This is a genomic window from Terriglobales bacterium (assembly GCA_035454605.1).
Classification (GTDB): domain Bacteria; phylum Acidobacteriota; class Terriglobia; order Terriglobales; family Acidobacteriaceae; genus DATMAB01.
Genome location: DATIGQ010000173.1, coordinates 15,828 through 33,506, shown reverse-complemented (window position 1 = coordinate 33,506; position 17,679 = coordinate 15,828). Strand labels below are relative to the sequence as shown.

The window sequence follows — 17,679 nt, the reverse complement described above, 5'->3', positions numbered from 1 at the left end:
CATGGTAAGCACTCCCCAGGCCACCATTGCCCAGACGAGCGCCGAGACCAAGTAGGCGGCTCGGGCGGCGAAGCCGCTTACTACCAGGCCGAATAGAGGAAATGCCGCCAGCCTGCCGAAGACTGCGGCGATCAGGCTCAGAGCGCCTAACATGTTGAACACCCCCAGCACCAGAACCGGCGTGGGGCAGCGGTCCGTCCAGCGCGGATGAGGGTCGCGCGCCTCCACCGTAGCCTTGACGTTGCCGCTCGAATAGAACAGCAGAATGGTTCCGGGCGTCACGACGAACAGCATGGTCAGGAAGAACACCGCAAAGCCGATGGCGAACATCTGCGCGCCTTCGGCTCCCGGCGGCGGGCTGTTTGGCATCTGCCGCGTCATGCGGGGCAAGAGGAAGGCGAAAAGCGGAATCGTTATCAACCCCGCTGACAGCCACATCCAGCAGTAGGCCACAGTAAGTGCCCGTGCCCAGCGTTGCGGCCATATCGAGCCTCCCGCCAGCACGAACGCAATGGCTGCCATGCCCAGGTAAGTCATCGAAATCTGGATGAGGTCCGCGCGCGCCGAGCCCGCCTGCGCCTTGGGCGCTATCGTCAGGCTGAGCAGCAGCAGCGGGATCATGCCCAGGATGGCCAGGCCTAACAAGCCCTGCAGAATCCCGAACACCACCAGCCATGTGCTGCGGTCCTTGTAGCCGGAAACTGGAGCCGGTGTCGCCATCGTATCGGTCGGCTACCCTAGCACGGATTCATGCCGCGTCGGGCAATGACTTCAATCTTGTTCGGAATCCTGCTGATTGCTGAGGGCCTGCCATAGAAATCCGCGTTCATCCGCAGCAAGAAAACAAAAGGCACAGAACTTTCTCTGTGCCTCCGTGCCTCAGTGGTGGATCTTGCTTTTTTAGCCTGCCAGCCGCTAGCCGCTGCTACTGAACCGTTCCGTTCCCGTTCCGCTCCTCTGGCGGGATGACCACTGCCGCCGCCACCTTGTCGCCGGGTTCCAGTTGCAGCAGGCGGACGCCCTGGGTGGAGCGGCCGGCCTCGCGGATCTCCTTGGTCTGCACCCGGATGATCTTGCCGAACTGGCTGATGACCATGCACTCGGAGGTCGCGCTCACCAGCATGATGGCCGAGACCTTGCCGTTGCGCGCCGTGGTCTTGACGTTGATCACGCCCTTGCCGCCGCGCGACTGCAGCCGGTACTCGCCCACGTCGGTGCGCTTGCCGTAGCCGTTCTCGGTCACCGAGAGGATCATGGTGTAGTGTTCTTCGATCTCAGCGGCGCCCTCGGCTTCACCTTCAGCCTTGGCCTTGCCGTTCTTCTTTCCGGCCGGCGCAGGCTCTTCTTTCGGAGTCACGGCCATGCCCACGATGTAGTCGCCCTTGCCCATGTCCATGCCGCGGACGCCGTAGGCGGGGCGGCCCATGGGGCGCACGTCGCTCTCTTCGAAGCGGATCGCCATGCCTTCGTGCGAGGCCAGGAAGACGATCTGGTTGCCGTCGGTGAGCCGCGCCGCCACCAGTTCATCGCCCTTGTCGATGCCGATGGCGATGATGCCGCGCGACATCACGTTGGAGAAATCCTTCAGCTCGCTCTTCTTCACCGTGCCGTTGCGGGTGGCGAAGAATACGTACCGGCCTTCTTCTTCCAGGTCGCGGACGTTCAGGATGGCGCGCACGCTCTCGCCGGGCTGCAATGAAACCAGGCTGGCGATGGCCTTGCCCTTGCCCGCGGGCCCCACGTCGGGCACTTCGTACACTTTCAGCCAGTAGACGCGCCCGGTGTTGGTGAACACCAGCAGGTACGCGTGCGTGGAGGCGATGATGAGCTGCTCGACGAAGTCCTCGTCGCGGGTGCGCATGCCGATGCGTCCGGTGCCGCCGCGCTTCTGCTGCCGGTAGGTGGAGATGGGCGTGCGCTTCAGGTACCCGGAGTGCGACACCGTCACCGCCACCTGCTCGTCGGCGATGAGGTCTTCGATGGTGATCTCCGCGGTCTCGTCCTGGATGACGGTGCGGCGCGCGTCGCCGTAGTTCTTCTTCACCTCTTCCAGCTCTTTCACGATCACGCCGCGCAGCTTCTTCTCCGAGGCGAGGATGGATTCGTACTCGGCGATGCGCTCGCGCACTTCCTTGAGTTCGGCGAGGATCTCGTCGGTGGAGAGCCTGGTGAGGCGGTAGAGCTGCAGTTCGAGGATGGCGTCCGCCTGCCGCGGCGTGAGCGAGCCGCCGCGCCCGCTGTGCTCCAGGATCTCCTTGTCGGTGATCTTGAGCTTGGCCTCGAGCAGGGCCTGCTTGGCTTCCTGGCGCGAGGCGCTGCCGCGGATCAGCTTGATGATCTGGTCCAGGTTGTCGAGCGCGATCTTGTAGCCTTCGAGGATGTGCTCGCGCTCGCGCGCCCGCATGAGCAGGAACACGGTGCGCCGGCGCACTACGTCCACGCGGTGGTCGATGAAGTGCTGGATGGCCTCCACCAGCCCCATCTCTTTGGGCTGGCCGTTGACCACGGCCAGGAAGATCATCGAGAACGACTCCTGCATCTGGGTGTGCTTGTAGAGCTGGTTCAGGATGATCTGGGCCTCGGCGCCGCGCTTCAGCTCGATGACGATGCGCATGCCGTCGCGGTCGCTCTCGTCACGAATGTCCGAAACGTCGTCCACGACTTTGTCATTCACCAACTGCGCGATGCGCTCGATGAGCTTCGACTTGTTGATCTGGTACGGGATCTCGGTGACCACGATGGCCTCGCGCTCCTTGCCCATGCGCTCGATGCCCGACTTGGCGCGCATCATGAAGCGCCCGCGCCCGGTCTTGTAGGCCTCCTGGATGCCGCTGCGCCCGTGGATGAATCCGGCGGTGGGGAAGTCCGGCCCCTGCACGATCTTCAGCACTTCGCCCAGGCCCGCATCCGGCTTGTTCACCAGCAGGATGGTGGCGTCCACGATCTCCGTGAGATTGTGTGGCGGGATATTGGTGGCCATGCCGACGGCGATGCCGCTGGCCCCGTTGACCAGCAGGTTGGGAACTTTGGTGGGGAGCACGGTGGGCTCGACCGTCGAGTTGTCGTAGTTGGGCGCCATATCGACGGTGTCCTTGTCGATATCGGCGAGCAGCTCCTCGGCGATGCGGGTCATGCGGCACTCGGTGTATCGCATGGCCGCGGGCGGGTCGCCATCGACCGAGCCGAAGTTTCCCTGGCCGTCCACCAGCGGATAGCGCATGGTGAAATCCTGCGCCATGCGGACCAGCGCGTCGTAGAGCGCTTCCGGATTGTGCGGGTGGTAGCGCTTCAGCGTCTCGCCCACCACGCCGGCGCACTTGGAGTAGCGCTTGTTGTGGAGCAGTCCCTCCTGATACATGGCGTAGAGCACGCGACGATGCACGGGCTTCAGGCCGTCGTACACATCGGGCAGCGCCCGCCCGATGATGACCGACATGGAATAGTCGAGATACGAGCGGCGCATCTCCTCCTCGATGTTGATGGGGAGGAGATTGGCGGCGCCGGGACCGGTAGGTCCGCCGGGACCGCCGGTGGCGGGCGGTTGGCCGCCCTCGGGATCGAAGGGAAGAACGGGGTTCTGCTCGTCAGCCATGATGAGTTCTCAGTTCTCGGTTCTCAGTCAGTTGCCAGTGCCCAGTACCTAGTACCCAGTGAACAGCCAGAATCAAGGCGGAGAAAGGCCGGGAGCGGCCGGTTGGGGAAGCGCCGCGATGTACCGTAACTGCTTGCATTTACTGGATGTTAACCGCCAGATGAGCCGACTACATTCTAGCACGAAACGGGGCCTTTTCTTAACCACAAAGGGCACGAAGGAACACGAAGTTTCGGGTGGGTTCGGTGGACTCGCTTGCCCCGTCGAGCCCAAAGAAAGTGTGACCGCAGAAGAAGCGGCGGCACCTCATGTCCCTTGGTGCGTCTGTGCTTAAGCCTGATGCTACGGGCGGGTGATGACCTGATTGGGCGAGGAGGCGGGAGGCAAGCGGAAGGCGATGCCGCGCTCGTCGTTGGCGGCGATAGTGGCGGGGAGATCGAGTTCAGCGAGCTGGATCTTGCGGGAGCGGCGGTCGGAGAGGTCGTAGAGCACCGGGCCCACGATGGCGAAATTCGTCACCTCGCTGCGCTTGCCGTCGAGGAAGACCAGGACGGCGGGCGGGAGTTCGCGGGGGCGCTCTTCGTCCTCCTGCACAGCGCGCTGGCGGCGGTCAGCGGGACGATCGGAATCGGCGCGGCGAGAGCGGCGCGAGTCTTGCCCACCTTCGTCTTCATTTCGGGCGGGCTCGAGGCGCGAGTAGTTGCGGCGCACGTAGCGATCGCCCTCGCGCTCCAGGATGATCAGTTCCGGCGGACGGTCTTCGCTCTCGCGCTCCGGCATGACGACGACGGGCGCCGGTTGTTCCACCACGACCACGACCGGCTGCGGCGCGGGCGTGTAATTGCTGTACCAGGGGAAGAACACCGGAGTCACGAAGCGCGGGATGCGATCGTGCGGCATCTGGGGCGCCGACTGCGTGATGCGGGCACCGGTGAAGCCGGCAGGGCCGAGTGAAGTGACGCTGGCGGGAACGCCGGGAGTGAGGGGCGTCGGGCCAGTACCGATGGAGGTTACCGAGGGCGGCACGCCGTGGATCTGGGCGGCGGCGGTCGCAGCGACCAGACCAGCCATCAAAACGGCCCCGAACCAGCGGCGCATGGCTCCATCATACTCCGCTCGGCCGCGTCAATACAGGCGCGGAACGACGATGCCGGGGCCGAAACGCCGCCGGCCGGTGCGCCGTGGCGGGCCGCCTAACGGGTCGGAACCAATTGCTTGAGCTCTTCAAACCAATGGACAACGATGTTGTAGTGCGTGGGTGATGGATATTGCGGATTCAGCAGCATCACGAAATGTTCTCCGTCCGGCATGACGTCATAAAAGGGAGGGTCTGCCTGAAACTGCAGATCGCCAAACTTCGGCGCATCCAAGACCACATGCTCCCGGCCAACCGGGCTGCCTTGCACGTCCAGGGTGACTGCGGCGAGTTTGTCGCCCTTCAGGAAGAAAAGTTCCCGCCCGTTGCGGGCCCAAGCCGGCCACGTACCGCCCTCGGTCGAAATCCGCTTTCTTCCGCCGGGTGAGCCAACTGGGCGGACATAGACTTCATCCCGGCCGGTTTCGTTGGAAACGTAGGCGAGCCAGCGTCCATCGGGTGAGAATTTCGGCGCCCATTCATCGGCGTCCGTAGTTTGAAAGGGTTGTGCCTTTCGGTCGCCGTCGAGCGGCATCAGCCAGATGTCCCGCTGCCGGGAAGGATGAATTTCCACGAATGCCAGCGTCTTGCCGTCCGGTGAAAAGGACCCCGGATACCGTGGGTACTCGCCAGCCGAGATCTCCTTCGGTTCTCCGCTGCCGTCTGCCGATTTCCAAAAGATCTTGCCAACCCGTGTGCCGAACGCGACCCGAGTCCCATCCGGGGTCCATTGCGGGAAGATCTCGTCTCCAGGCTTGAAAGTCAGGCGAAGCGGCGTTCCATGGGCGACGTCGTAGGTCCAAAGATCGTTGTTGACTGCAATCACCGCCGCAACGACAGACCGGCCGTCGGGGGAGAGAGAAAACTCCAGCGGATGATCGCTACCGTCCGTAATCAGCCGAACCTCACCTTTGCGATCCACCATCGCCAACCTGGGCCCGCCTTTCAGACCCGATCTGGGCTCGTAGACCAGCATCCCATCCGCTGATACGGAGTACATGGAGTGGCCGACCGCGTCCGTCTCCAAACCACCGGTGACGGAAACCGGCGTTCCGGTCACGGCGAGCCGGGAAAGATCGAATGGAACGGCCAGCAGCGCGCCACCCCGAGCATAGAGGAGATGTCCTGTACGAACGTATCGCCCATTGTTCCCGCCGCGGATCAGAATCCGTGGTTCTGCCGCGCCCGGCTCCAGCACGGCGATGTCCTCTTCGTCCGCTTTCATGGCGCGGGCTGGGGCCGAGGTAAACAGAATGCCCTTGTTGTCAGGCAGGATCTGTGGGAAGAGGTACGCAATGCGGTCCTTTTGTGCATCGGTCTTCAGCAGAAGCCGCGGTGTACCTCCACCTGCGGACACAGTCCAGATGCCGGCATTGAACTGGGGTATGAAGACGATGGTGTTATCCGGGCCCCAAGCGCCACCGATGAATCCTGTCCCCCCTCCGGCGAATGCCCCCGGCAGAGTACAGATGGCGACCGGGGAGCCGCCACTGACCGGTACCTTTTTCAATGTGTTACCTGAATTGAAGCCAATCCATAGGCTGTCGGGAGAAAAGAACGGGTACTCGGCATCCTCCGTGCCGTTGATCAGTTTCCCCTCAGACTCCCGAAGTTCGCGCAGAAACAGATGCTGCCTCCCACCCCGCGACACGACGTAAATAATCCAGTTGCCGTCCGGTGAGATGGCAAACGTTTGGGTGTGAAATCCCGCGCCGGGTATGGCTCCAGGCGCCGACGCAATACGCAAATGCATCGGCGCCTGCTTCCGGTCGGAAGAGCGGGCACTGATCCACCAGGACGCGCCGACCATCGCCGCGCCGACAAGCAGCGCCAACCCCCACTCGCGCCAGTGCTTCCGCGGCGCTGCCGGGATTAACGGCGCAATTGCGACGGGTGCTTCGGCAATCCACTTCAGCTCGCGTACGATGTCGCTGGCACTCTGCCAGCGCTCCTCCGGGTCCTTGGCCAGGCAGGTCTTCACCACGTGCTCCAGCGCCGGCGGCGTCATCGGCTGCGCCTTCGAGATGGGCTCTGGCTCTTTCTCCAGAATCGCGCTGGCCACGCTGATCTGGCTCTTGCCATCGAACGCCCGCCTCCCCGTCGCCATCTCGTAGAGCACTGCGCCCAGCGCAAAGATGTCCGTACGCGCGTCCGCTTCCTTGCCCTCGATCTGCTCCGGCGACATGTACTGGAACGTTCCCACCACCATGCCCTGCTGCGTCAGCGGAGTGACAGGACTCACCGGGTCGGGTGCTGTGATGGCCGTCGCCCCCGCTGCGCTCGACGGTGCCGCCGCACCTGTCGGCTTGGCCAGCCCGAAGTCCAGCAGCTTTGCCCCGGACTTGGTCAGCATCACGTTCCCCGGCTTCAGATCGCGGTGCACGACGCCCTGCCGGTGCGCCTTGTCCAGAGCGTCGGCAATCTCCATCCCGATCTTCAACAGTTGCTGGGTCGGCAATGCGCCCCGGAACAGCTTCTGTGCCAGGGTTTCCCCTTCCAGGTGCTCCATCACGAGAAAGTCCACGCCGCCCTGGCTGCCGACGTCGTGCAACGTACAAATGTGGGGATGATTCAGGCTGGAAATGGCCCTGGCTTCACGCTCGAAACGCTGCTTGCGTTCCGGATCCGAGGATAGATGCTGTGGCAGTACCTTGATGGCGACCGTCCGCTCTAACCTTGTATCGCGGGCGCGATACACCTCGCCCATGCCGCCCGCGCCGAGAGGAGATTGGATCTCATACGGACCGAGCTTTGTGCCAGTAGCGAGCCCCATCGCTGGCGCGCATTATAGCCCCGACACTTGGACGTATAACGGGCCTCGCGGATATTTGGCCGCTGCGATTCCGGGGGAGGCTCGTTGTTGCAGGCTCTTAGAACCGAGGCAGGAGCCAGAGGCAGGCGAGGGCGTTGAGCGCGAGGGTTACGAGCAGGACGGCGCGGGCCAAGCGCGAGGGCGGGCCTTCGAACTCTTCTTCCAGCAGATCGGCGAAGACGCCGGCGACGAACAGGCACAGGAAGGGCAAGGCGAGCACCAGGTTGCGGACGCTGAGGTAGAAAGGTGTGGCCAGGGCCAGCAGTGCCAAAGGCAGTCCTATCGCCAAAGGCGCGAGGTTGCCGAAGTAGCGGGAGCGGCGCGAGCGGAAGACGGTAAGAAGCGCGAGGCCGAAGAGGAGCAAGGCGGGGAGACAGGCAAGGAACAGCGGCACCACGGCCGGCCAAGGTATGCCGCCCGAGGCGACGCGCGGACGAAAAGCAAGGAAATAGCCGACACGCAGCGAGGCCACAAGATCCATCCCTGCCCAGAGATGCACGCCACCAAAGAGGCCGCCGGCAATCGCAACACTCAAGGCGGCCCAGACGAGCGCGGCAGCCCGGCGGTGGGGCGCGAGGTAGAACAGGAAGGCCAGGGCGGGCAGCAGGCCGAGCGCGGCGGGATAGAGCGCCGCAGCAGCCAGGCCGAGCGAGAGGCCGAAGAGCGCGGCGCGGAGCAGGCGGTCGCGCGCAGAAGCGTCGAGCGTGTGTGAGAGCGCGATAGCGTAGAAGACGGTGCCGTAAAAGCCCCAGGCCGCGGGGGCATCGGGGCCGATGCGGGCCGCGGCCAGGATGGAGAGCGGCGAGAAGCAGTAGAGCGCGAGCGCGATGTATCCGCCGCGATTGCCGTAGAGGCGATGGGCGACGTACCAGAGCGATCCGCCGAGCAGCAGGCCGAAGACGATGAAGGACAGCCGCGGCAGCCGGGGGTCAGCCTTCCAAAGGGTCAGTTCAAGCCAAAAGCCGGGGTGGGCGGCAAGGCGCACGATGGGCGAGCTGGAGGCGTTCCCGGCGGCGAGTTCTTCCTCGTCTACCCGGCGCCCGTCGGCCATCCAGAAAGCCTGCGCCAGGAAGAGAAACAGGAAGCACAGGGCGATGAGGCGGGGCCGAGTCATGAAGGGAAAGAGTTAACCACAGAGGGCGCGGAGGAGCACAGAGACATTTGTGAACTGTGATCTGCGAATCAGGCGTGGGGCGAAACGCCTATTCGACGATGACGTTGATTCCTGGTGCGCGTCTAACACCTCGCTTGAGGCAAGAGCCGGGCTGGCTGCCCTCGGTACGTGTCCTTGCCGGCGAGTTCCTCGTCCCGAGCAATCGCTGTCCGCAGGTGTCGAATGGTCATGTGGCCTCTTCTAGTGATGTTATCCCTTGTCGCACGCACGGCCCTGTTTTCTGCAGGACAGAAACAACCTGAATCCGCAATTCATCCTGGCTCGTCTTTCACCGTCACGCTAGCGCCGGGACACAGCCACGCGTATTCCATGAAACTCGAGCGCGGCGACACAGCGCTGCTTGTTGTGCGGCAGGTTGGGGTGGATGTAGTCGTCGATGTAATCGCTCCGAGCGGAAACGTCGTTGGCTCCTTTGACAGTCCCACCGGCCGAAACGGAGACGAGATCATCGAATTCGAAGCGAGCGACTCTGCCGACTACACCATCCGAGTGCGTCCTTTCGACGAAAAGGAGCCGAGCGGACAGTACCGGCTGGAGTTCTCGTCCGTGCGCAACGCCGAGCAGACCGCCAAGGTGATCGAGCAGGCGCAAGAGTGGTTACTTGAGAACAGCCGCTCTATCCCGGTATCAGGGATCATCCCAGAGAGTTCGAGTCTGCCGACCCTTGAGGGACTGCTGCGCGAAACACGGGTCCTCGGAATTGGGGAAGCGACGCATGGAAGCCGTGAGTTCGGCGACTTTCGCCTTTCGCTCACGAGGCGCCTCATTGAACGCAATGGGTATCGCATCGTCGCCATCGAAGGCAGCGAGAGCCGCTTCCGATACCTTGCCCCCTATGTCAGTGGCGAAGTGCCGAAAAGCGATGAAATAACGAAGCGCATCGAGGTCGGGTGGATCGGAAGGCGCAGCCAGGCAGATCTTGTTGAGTGGGTCCGGTCATGGAACATCAAGCATCCCATGGATCAGGTGCAAATCGTGGGAATCGACGCACAGGACAACGAGGATTCTCGGGAGATCCTCGGCCGGCTCATTGAGAAAGCCTACGGTGAGAACGCTGTAAAGCGCTGGAAAGAGGTCGCGGCAGAACTGAACGCGGCCGACGAGCAGACGCAGGTCTTCGGGGACTCGGGAGTGAATTCCGCCGCGAGGCAATTCCTGTTGGAGGTGAAGGCGATGTTGGATGTGGATGGTCCGCTTCTCCGGGCGCGGTTCGGAACCGAGTTTGAGGCAGCTCAGCAGGCGACGGAGACGCTCGTGGAATTTGCCGACTTCAATTCCAGCGGAGACGATGGCACGATCCATCACTCACGGGACTGGTATATGGCGAATCGGATCCTGCGCGCCTTGCAGGAGGCTGGACCTGAATCCCGAGCGGTGTATTGGGCGCACAACGCTCATGTCGTTCATCCGAGCGGATCGACTGCAACGGCAGGCGGACTGCTGCGCGACGTGCTGGGGTGCGGATACTCGGCCATCGCAGTGACATTCGGGCAAGGAGGATTTGTCGCGCAGATTCCTAACGACGCTGAGGACAGGCTGGCGGTTTCGACACTTCCGCCGGCACCGAAAGGTGCGATTGAAGCACTGTTTTCGCGGCGACCAGAAGCTGCTTTGGCAGCGTGGGGGTGCCAGCCCCAGCAGCTGCCCGAGTGGTTTGCCATCCCGCGGCGGATGCATTGGGTGGGTGGTCTGTTCAAGCCAGGGACCGACGCTGCGGAAGCGTTCCGGCCATTCATGCTTGCAAGTGACTTTGATGGCGTCGCGTATTTGCCAACCGTTACCCCAGATCCGATTCCAGGCGATCGACCGCTCATACCAGCACGAAAGCGTTAGGGCTCGCGCCCGCTCCAGAAAGTTGCCAGGCGTCCTTGCCGAGGCATCTCCACGGAGCTGTGGAAGATCCGCAGGCATCCACCTGGGCTACGGCGCAGAGGCATTTGCGAACTGTGATCTGTGAACTGCGAACTGGATGCCGTCTATAATCCGCCATGGTCCGCACTTCGGAACCGGGAGCCATCCGCATGAGCGCAGTTTCCAAAGTACCGTTGGAGCCCTGGCCGGCGCTGCCGCTGGAGGCGTGGAAGGACACCTACGCGACGCTGCACATGTGGACGCAGATCGTAGGCAAAGTCCGCATGGCGCTTACGCCTGCGGTGAATCACTTCTGGCATGTGACCCTGTACGTGACGCCGCGCGGGCTCACTACCTCGACGATGCGGCAAGGAGCGCGGCTGGTGGAGATGCGCTTCGACTTCCTGGACCACCGGCTGGTAATCGACACCAGCGACGGGCAGACGCGGCCCGTGAAGCTGGAGCCGCGTACCGTGGCCGACTTCTACCGCGAGGTGATGTCCACGCTGAAGGAATTTGGCGTGGAGCTGCGTATCAACGCCAGGCCGGATGAAGTACCCGACCCCATTCCGTTCGCGGAAGACACCGTGCATGCCTCCTACGACGCCCCTTACGCGCAGCGCTTCTGGCGCATCCTGGCGTCGGTGGATGCGGTGTTCCAGGAGTTCCGCTCGGGATTCCTGGGCAAGTCGAGCCCAGTGCATTTCTTCTGGGGAAGCTTCGACCTGGCGGTGACGCGGTTTTCGGGACGGCGAGCGCCGGAGCGCCCGGGGGCGGACGCCATCACGCGCGAGGCGTACTCGCACGAAGTGATCAGTGTGGGCTTCTGGCCGGGCGCCGGTTACAAGGGACCGGCCTTCTACGCTTACGCGGCCCCGGAGCCGCCGGGCTTTGCCGAGCAGAAGGTGAAGCCAGCGCAGGCGTTCTACGACCCCGGGATGAAAGAGTTCCTGCTGATGTACGACGATGTGCGGCAGTCGGCGGACCCGCGCAAGGCGCTGCTGGAATTCTGCCAGAGCACCTACGAGGCCGGAGCGAACTTGGGAGGATGGGACCGCAAGGCGCTGGAAGCGGCGTGAGTCAAGAAACTCAACCACCGAGGAACACGGAGGAATCTGCGAACTAGGAACTAACCGACACGTCCGGTCGCTACTTGCCGTACTGCTCGGCGCCGAGGAAGTGGAGGGAGACGTAGGGTTCGTCGCCCAGGACCCAGGCGTCATGGCCGGGGGCGACATAGGCGAGGTCGCCGGGGCCAAGTTCGAAATGCTGGCCGTTATCCATGGCGATGGCGGTGCGGCCGGAGACGATCAGGACCACGTGCTCGAGCTGGCAGGTGGGCGTGGAGCCCTTGGCGTGCTGGGACCATTTCCAGCCGGGCTCGTAGGTGGCCCGGCCCACGGTGAGAGAGCCGATGCGGACGGTCTCGAACTTGCCCTTCTCGAAGTGAACGACCTCATCGGGCTTTTCGAAGCGGCGGATGATGACAGGGTCCAAGGGGCACCTCCCGTTCTGCAAGAGATGCGGGCGGTGTGAGGTTGGACTCGCGATTCACACCTTTCAGCACAGAGGTCACAGAGGTTCACAGAGAATTTCTTGTCTCCGTGTTCCCCTGTGGCCTCCGTGGTTCCAAGCTTCTTACCACCAGTAGTGCGCGGTGTAGGTGATGACCTGCTCGCCGTCGGGCGGGAGGGTAACGCGGAACTCTACGGTCTGAGCGTCGGTCTTGATCCACTTGTGTGAAGCCAGGCGGACCTCCCAGTTGGTCCAGCGGTAGAGGTGCTCGACCACGCGGACTTCGACCGGTTCCTTCTTGTGGTTGCGGACCTTGATCTCGAAGCTCTCGTCCATCCACTCGTTCTTGACGGAGTCCAGGCGGAAGTTGGTGCGCGAGCGCTCGCCGACGATATCGAACGCGTTGCCGGTGTAGACGCGGACCTTCTCGTCCTTGGGAGTGTGATCGATGACGTTCTCGCCGGTGAACTCCAGGCGGCCGTCATCGTCGCGGCGGTAGAAGCGCAGGCGGCCCTTGGGCAGCGGAATGCCGAGGCCGTTGGCCTCGGTGTTCTTGAACTCCTGCATGACCCACACCTTGGGATTGGACCGGGTGCCGTAGTCGCGGTCCTGGCGGATGTTCTCCATGTTCCAGCCGCGGTAGCGGTTGGGATCGATCCAGGCGCCGTCATAGACGTAAAGGCGCTCGGCCTTCACGCCCGCCGAGCGCACAAACTCCACCTGCTTGGTCTCGCGGTCGCGCAGGGTGGTGGGGCGCAGCAGCGAGTAGAGGTGATATTCGTCGAACGACTTTTCGGTGACCACCGGACGCATGCCGCCGGCCACTTCCGCGCGGGACGTGACCACGTCGTACGCCTCCATGGCCTGGGCGGGCTGGAGCTTGGAGACATCGCCAGCGATGAGCTTGATCTTGGCGTTCTCGAAAGTCTTTCCGGTCTGGTTGTCGATGGTGACCCAGCCAACCAGGTCGAGGACGTCGCCCTTTTCGGGCGCGACCAGGTTGTAGTCGGCCTCCCAGCGCATGCCGCCGGTGAGGTAGGAGAGTTCGGCGTCGAAGCGGCTCTCGCGATCGGTCTCGATGCGCCAGTCGAGCGCGGGCTTCAGGATGTTGTCATCGGCGAGGGCTGGAAACAGCGGCTGGCCGGGCAGGCCGAAGCGCAGCTTGCCTTCCACCTCGATGATGGGTTGTGAAGCGCCGCCCTGCATCATCGCCATCTGTGCCTGGTAATAAGGCTGGCCATACTGCTGCCAAGCCGCGCGGTGGGGCACGTAGCCGGAACGGATGATCTTGCCCTGCACGATCCGCTCGGCATTCTGTTCGCGGATGAGGAAGTCGATGGTCTTGCCTTCGTAGAGGGAGAGCAGCAGCTCCTGGGAGACCGGATCGTTACGGTAGTTCTGCTCCAGGATCTGCAGGCGGACGTGCCCGGAGGGGTCGCGCAGGATGACGGAATCGGGCTCCAGGAAGGCCGTGGTTTCCGTATAGCGGACCTGGTTCACGCCGGCCCGCAGGTCGAGCGGGAACGTCTGGCGCACGACGGCGAAATTCTGGTTGTAAATGGTGAGCGCGGGTTCGGCTGCCAGCGCGGCGGGCACGAAGGCGAAGATGGCCAACAGCACAAGGAACAGGCGTCGCATAAGGCTCCTCTCGAAAGCTTCCATGTTAGCCCGGCCGGGAATGAGTGTGCAGGCACGGTTGAATTTTCCCGGCCCGGGCTTGCGTTCATTCCTAGAACGGGGGCCGAAGAAGAACTTGCAAGAAAGACTTTCACCACAAAGGACACGAAGGAACACGTCGGCTTCGGCACCAAGGAAGAAGAGGCACGGATCTCTCCGTGCCCCTGTTTCATCCCTGGCGAGCGTCTCATTTGGCTGACGCTTGCGCCCCATGCGGGGTGATGTAGCGCACTACATCAAGCCGGGCGAGCTGCGCGAGCTTGGCCACGGTGACACGGCCGATGATGAGCTTGGAGGTCTTGGGGTCAAACCTGACCTCAAAGCCCAGAGCGCGCAGCTTAGCCAGGCTGGCGTCGCTTTTTTCGGTGAGCCAGACCGCGACCTCGAGCTTGCTCGCGGCGGAAAGCTTGCACTGGCCGCGGCGCAGGGGCTGCAGGACTTCAGCTTCGTGGCACTTGGCCACGCGCAGCAGGCCGGGATCGAGGCGCGCTTCCCAGGTGGCCGGGCGATCGACGCGGACATCGGCGATGCGGTCGGCTTCCTCGTCTTTCATCTCACGCACGACGCGACCGTTGGTTGAAACCTGGCTTCTGAGTCCGCCGCCGATTCCCGCACCCGACTGCCGCATGGCTTTGTTGGCGGTCACAGGGGCGGAGGCAGGAGCGTATTGCATCTCGCCGGGCTTCCCGAACACGCCTTCAGGGCTGACGCCTTCCGGCATCTCGACCGGCACCTGGATGAGCCGCGGCTGGCCGTCTTCGGTGACGGTCATTTCCTCAACGGCGACGAAGGAGGTGAACTGGGTCATGAGATGGAAATCGAGGCCGAGCTGGGTGATCTCTTCCTTTACGTCCTTGCGCGCCGCGCCTTGCTGGATGCCGGCGTAGTCGCGGGCCATGAGGTCGTCGATCTTCTGGCGCGCCCAGAGAGAGGCGAGCACGTCGTGGCGGTCTTCGGAAGCGGGAAGGCTCACCTTGATCTCGCGGACGAAGTCCTCGCCGGCGCGCTTGCCGCGCAGGCGGATGACGCCGCTCGAGGGCACGCCGTAGCGGCCGGTGACGATGACCGGCTTGGCGCTGAACAGGTCGGGCAGGCGCGCGGGATAGACATCGGCCACGGGCAGGCCGTTCCAGTCGATGGAGAGATCGGTGAGCAGGGGCGTGCGCACGCGCTCGTGGAAGCGGCGCGCGGCGGCGGAACCATCGTCGTTGAGTGCGACGTATTCCACTTCACCGCGGCTCACTTCCGCCATCTTGTCCAGCAGGAAGCGGTTCACGCTCTGGCCGATGCCGAAGCTGAACACGCGTGCGTTGGGATGCTTCTGCACCTCGGCGACGATCTCCATGTCGTTGCCGACGTAGCCGTCGGTCATGAAGCAGACCACGCGCAGGTGCTCCTGGGAGTCCGAGGGATCGAGCGCGGCGCGGATGGCCTTCATCATCTCGGTGCCGCCCGAGCCCGAACGGCCGGCGAGGAATTCCTGCGCCAGAGCCAGGTTCTTGGGCGTGGCCGGAACCGGTTCCGGAAACAGGACCCTGGTGTCGCCGGCGAAGGTGATGAGGTTGAAGGTGTCGCTCGGGTGCAGGCCGTCGAGCGCCAGCTTCATGGCTTCTTTCGCTTTCTCGATGGGGAAGCCGGACATGGAGCCGGAAGTATCGAGCACGAACACGATCTCTTTGGGCGTGATCTCGGATTCCGGGATGCGATCGGGCGGCTGCAGGATGAGAGTGAAGAAGCCGGTGGAGCGCAGGCTGTTCTTGCCCGCCGGAGTCTTGTGGGTGAGCACGGCGTCCTCGATGCGGCCGCCGGCAACGTCGTAGCGCAGGATGAAGTCCTTGTTGGGGATCACCGCCTGCTGCTTCAAACGGATGGCGGCGCTCGAGGCGCTGGTGCGGTCGGCGAGGATGGCGTGCGAGGTGGAGCGGAAATCCTGAATGGGGACGCCGGCGTCGAGCGTGACTTCGAGCGAGACGTCATGACCGGCACGCGTGCCGGGAGTGTGGACGCCGGCCACCGGCGGCGTGATGCGCGAGGCGTCAGGGACCTGGTCGGTGTCCGGCGCCCAGCCGCCGCCCTGTTTCCCGATCGCCATCGAGCCGGGGATGTAGCGCGGTCCGACGACCATGGGGAAAGAGAACTCGTAGGCGCCGTCTTCGTACTTGAGGAATTCGACGTAGGAGATGGTCACCTTCACCGTCTCGCCGGGCATGATGTTGGCCACCGACTGCGTGAATATGTTGGGCCGCTCCTGGTCGAGCAACGCGGCGACGTGGCCGGCGGCGCGCGCGGCTTGGTAGATGGCCTGGGCTTCTTCGCGGCGCTTGATGATGCCGCGCACGATGCGGTCGCCGACCTGGAGCGTCATGTCGTCCACGGCCGAGCGCTGCGAAAGCGGGAAGACGTACACCGCCTCGATCTTTTCCTTCGAAGGGTTCCAGAACTCCTGCGTGACTTCGACCCGCGCCAGGAAACCGGAGATTTCGGTCTTCACATCGGTGTGCTTGAGCGGGCAGAAGCCGGTAACTCCCTCCTTGCCCATGATGCGGAGCGAGCCTTCGGTAACCGGCGGGTTGCCGGCCAGGGCGCCGGCGGTAAGAGCCAGCAGAATCAGCAGATGAGCCAATAGCGTGCGACGCATACGTTCCTCCCGTACATGGGAAGAACGGGGGAGGGAGCGGGGCTTGCAGGGAATCTTTGGTAACCGCGCCGCGGGAAGTCACTCCGCCAGCGGCTCGCCTTTGGCCTCCTTGTAAGCGCGCTCGATGCCGGGCTGCAAGTAGAAGTCGGTAAAGGCACGGCGGCGGTAGCGGTCGTCGCCGGCAAGCTGGTCCTTCCATTTGGCGAGCGTGACGCGCTTGCGCGTGTCTTCGAGCGAAAGGCCGTCGTTTACGGCGGTACGGACCTGCTGGCGTGTGTCCTCCAGCAACGCGACCAGGGTCTTCAGGTAGGCGGCGTCATGCATGACCGGCCCGTGGCCTGGAATGATGTGGGCGGCGTTCATGCCGACCATCTTGTTGAGCACCTCAATCCATTCGCTGTGGAATGAACCGAAGGAGTAGGGAGTGGGAAAGACCACGGTGTCGCCGGTGATGAGCACCTTGGCGTCCGGCACCCAGAGGACGGCGTCACCGGGCGTGTTGCCGCGGCCCAGGTTCATCACCTTCACTTCGCGCTTGCCGAGGTAAAACGTGATCTCCTGGGTGAACGTGATGTCGGCAGGCGTGTAGCGCGTGTCGCCGAGGTCAGGCAGGACGGCTTCGAGCGCGCTGGCGTCTGCCTCATAGCCGAGCTTTTCTTCGTCGGTCAGGGGAGTGCCGTCCTTCTTCTTGCCCGAGTTCAGGCGCTCGCGCAAGGTCGCAACCATCTTGGGAAATTCCTTCACGCGCTCCGGCCAAGTGGCATAGTTCTTTTCGCCCAAGCGGCGGGTCTCGGAGTGCGCGACGAGGCTGAGGCCGGGGAAGGCATCGCGGAAGATGTGGTCGGTCAAGAGGTGGTCGCCGTGCCAGTGGGTGTTCACCAGCAGGCGCACCGGCTTGGAAGTGAGCTTGCGAATCTCGGCCACCATGCGGCGGGTGAGGGGCGGTAACTGGCCGGAGTCCACTACAAGCGCGCTCTCATCTCCCACGATGAGAATCACGTTGCCCTGCACCACTCCACTATCGGACTCGGAGGCTATGAAGGCGTAGATGCCCTCGGCCACCGGCACGGTCTGGAAGTCCTGTTTCGACGTGGGCTGGGCGTTCAAGCTCAGCGGCATGGCGACCGACAAGACGACGCACACAAGAGCCTTTGGAAGATTCATCGTGTCCTCTTCATCGAGCTGGGCGGCAAACGAAGATTGTTGCCGGGTAGAAAATGGACGGGCCAGGCGGGTTGCGGTGAGCAGCAACGGTCATCACGTACAAACCGTTCCTATACGCGGA

At 63.5% G+C, this 17,679-nt stretch carries 11 protein-coding genes; 2 read left to right on the top strand and 9 right to left on the bottom strand.

The features are described from left to right. From VLE48_12575 to VLE48_12555, 5 genes are all read right to left on the bottom strand, one after another. The coding region (locus VLE48_12575; GenBank protein HSA93839.1) for a hypothetical protein at nucleotides 1-720 on the bottom strand (720 nt) is incomplete at its 3' end. Nucleotides 721-925: 205 nt separating this feature from the next. Further along, complete coding sequence (gene gyrA, locus VLE48_12570; protein ID HSA93838.1) at nucleotides 926-3,592, bottom strand: DNA gyrase subunit A; 2,667 nt, start codon at nucleotides 3,590-3,592, stop codon at nucleotides 926-928. A 342-nt stretch (nucleotides 3,593-3,934) separates the two neighbouring features. Next, nucleotides 3,935-4,690, bottom strand: a complete 756-nt coding sequence (locus VLE48_12565; protein ID HSA93837.1) for a hypothetical protein — start codon at nucleotides 4,688-4,690, stop codon at nucleotides 3,935-3,937. A 95-nt stretch (nucleotides 4,691-4,785) separates the two neighbouring features. Continuing rightward, nucleotides 4,786-7,500, bottom strand: a complete 2,715-nt coding sequence (locus VLE48_12560) for a protein kinase (protein ID HSA93836.1) — start codon at nucleotides 7,498-7,500, stop codon at nucleotides 4,786-4,788. 97 nt (nucleotides 7,501-7,597) lie between these two features. Further along, nucleotides 7,598-8,590 carry a glycosyltransferase family 39 protein gene (locus VLE48_12555; protein HSA93835.1) on the bottom strand — a complete coding sequence of 331 codons (993 nt, stop codon included), beginning with the start codon at nucleotides 8,588-8,590 and terminating at the stop codon, nucleotides 7,598-7,600. 432 nt (nucleotides 8,591-9,022) lie between these two features. On the opposite strand from VLE48_12555, the gene VLE48_12550 reads away from it, so the two are divergent. Together VLE48_12550 and VLE48_12545 are read left to right on the top strand one after the other, a co-directional pair. After that, nucleotides 9,023-10,546: an erythromycin esterase family protein gene (locus VLE48_12550; GenBank protein HSA93834.1), complete on the top strand. Its 1,524-nt coding sequence runs from the start codon at nucleotides 9,023-9,025 to the stop codon at nucleotides 10,544-10,546. 188 nt (nucleotides 10,547-10,734) lie between these two features. Further along, nucleotides 10,735-11,643, top strand: a complete 909-nt coding sequence (locus tag VLE48_12545) for a DUF5996 family protein (protein HSA93833.1) — start codon at nucleotides 10,735-10,737, stop codon at nucleotides 11,641-11,643. A 70-nt stretch (nucleotides 11,644-11,713) separates the two neighbouring features. Here the strand turns inward: VLE48_12545 and VLE48_12540 are convergent, their stop codons facing one another. The 4 genes from VLE48_12540 to VLE48_12525 form a co-directional block, all read right to left on the bottom strand. Continuing rightward, on the bottom strand, nucleotides 11,714-12,061 hold the full coding sequence (locus VLE48_12540; protein HSA93832.1) for a cupin domain-containing protein: 348 nt from the start codon (nucleotides 12,059-12,061) through the stop codon (nucleotides 11,714-11,716). A gap of 141 nt (nucleotides 12,062-12,202) precedes the next feature. After that, complete coding sequence (locus VLE48_12535; GenBank protein ID HSA93831.1) at nucleotides 12,203-13,717, bottom strand: DUF4139 domain-containing protein; 1,515 nt, start codon at nucleotides 13,715-13,717, stop codon at nucleotides 12,203-12,205. Between the two features lie 226 nt (nucleotides 13,718-13,943). After that, a complete protein-coding gene (locus VLE48_12530) occupies nucleotides 13,944-16,394 on the bottom strand; it encodes a VIT and VWA domain-containing protein (protein ID HSA93830.1) in 2,451 nt (816 codons plus the stop codon). 78 nt (nucleotides 16,395-16,472) lie between these two features. Continuing rightward, nucleotides 16,473-17,558, bottom strand: coding sequence for an MBL fold metallo-hydrolase (locus tag VLE48_12525; protein HSA93829.1), 1,086 nt, complete (start codon nucleotides 17,556-17,558; stop codon nucleotides 16,473-16,475). Nucleotides 17,559-17,679: the final 121 nt, after the last annotated feature.

Bases quoted from the DNA above. Each gene is read 5' to 3' on its own strand.
- VLE48_12535 (HSA93831.1), bottom strand. From the start codon at position 13,717: ATGCGACGCCTGTTCCTTGTGCTGTTGGCCATCTTCGCCTTCGTGCCC.
- VLE48_12565 (HSA93837.1), bottom strand. From the start codon at position 4,690: ATGCGCCGCTGGTTCGGGGCCGTTTTGATGGCTGGTCTGGTCGCTGCG.
- VLE48_12555 (HSA93835.1), bottom strand. From the start codon at position 8,590: ATGGCCGACGGGCGCCGGGTAGACGAGGAAGAACTCGCCGCCGGGAAC.
- gyrA (HSA93838.1), bottom strand. From the start codon at position 3,592: ATGGCTGACGAGCAGAACCCCGTTCTTCCCTTCGATCCCGAGGGCGGC.
- VLE48_12560 (HSA93836.1), bottom strand. From the start codon at position 7,500: ATGGGGCTCGCTACTGGCACAAAGCTCGGTCCGTATGAGATCCAATCT.
- VLE48_12530 (HSA93830.1), bottom strand. From the start codon at position 16,394: ATGCGTCGCACGCTATTGGCTCATCTGCTGATTCTGCTGGCTCTTACC.
- VLE48_12525 (HSA93829.1), bottom strand. From the start codon at position 17,558: ATGAATCTTCCAAAGGCTCTTGTGTGCGTCGTCTTGTCGGTCGCCATG.
- VLE48_12550 (HSA93834.1), top strand. From the start codon at position 9,023: ATGAAACTCGAGCGCGGCGACACAGCGCTGCTTGTTGTGCGGCAGGTT.
- VLE48_12545 (HSA93833.1), top strand. From the start codon at position 10,735: ATGAGCGCAGTTTCCAAAGTACCGTTGGAGCCCTGGCCGGCGCTGCCG.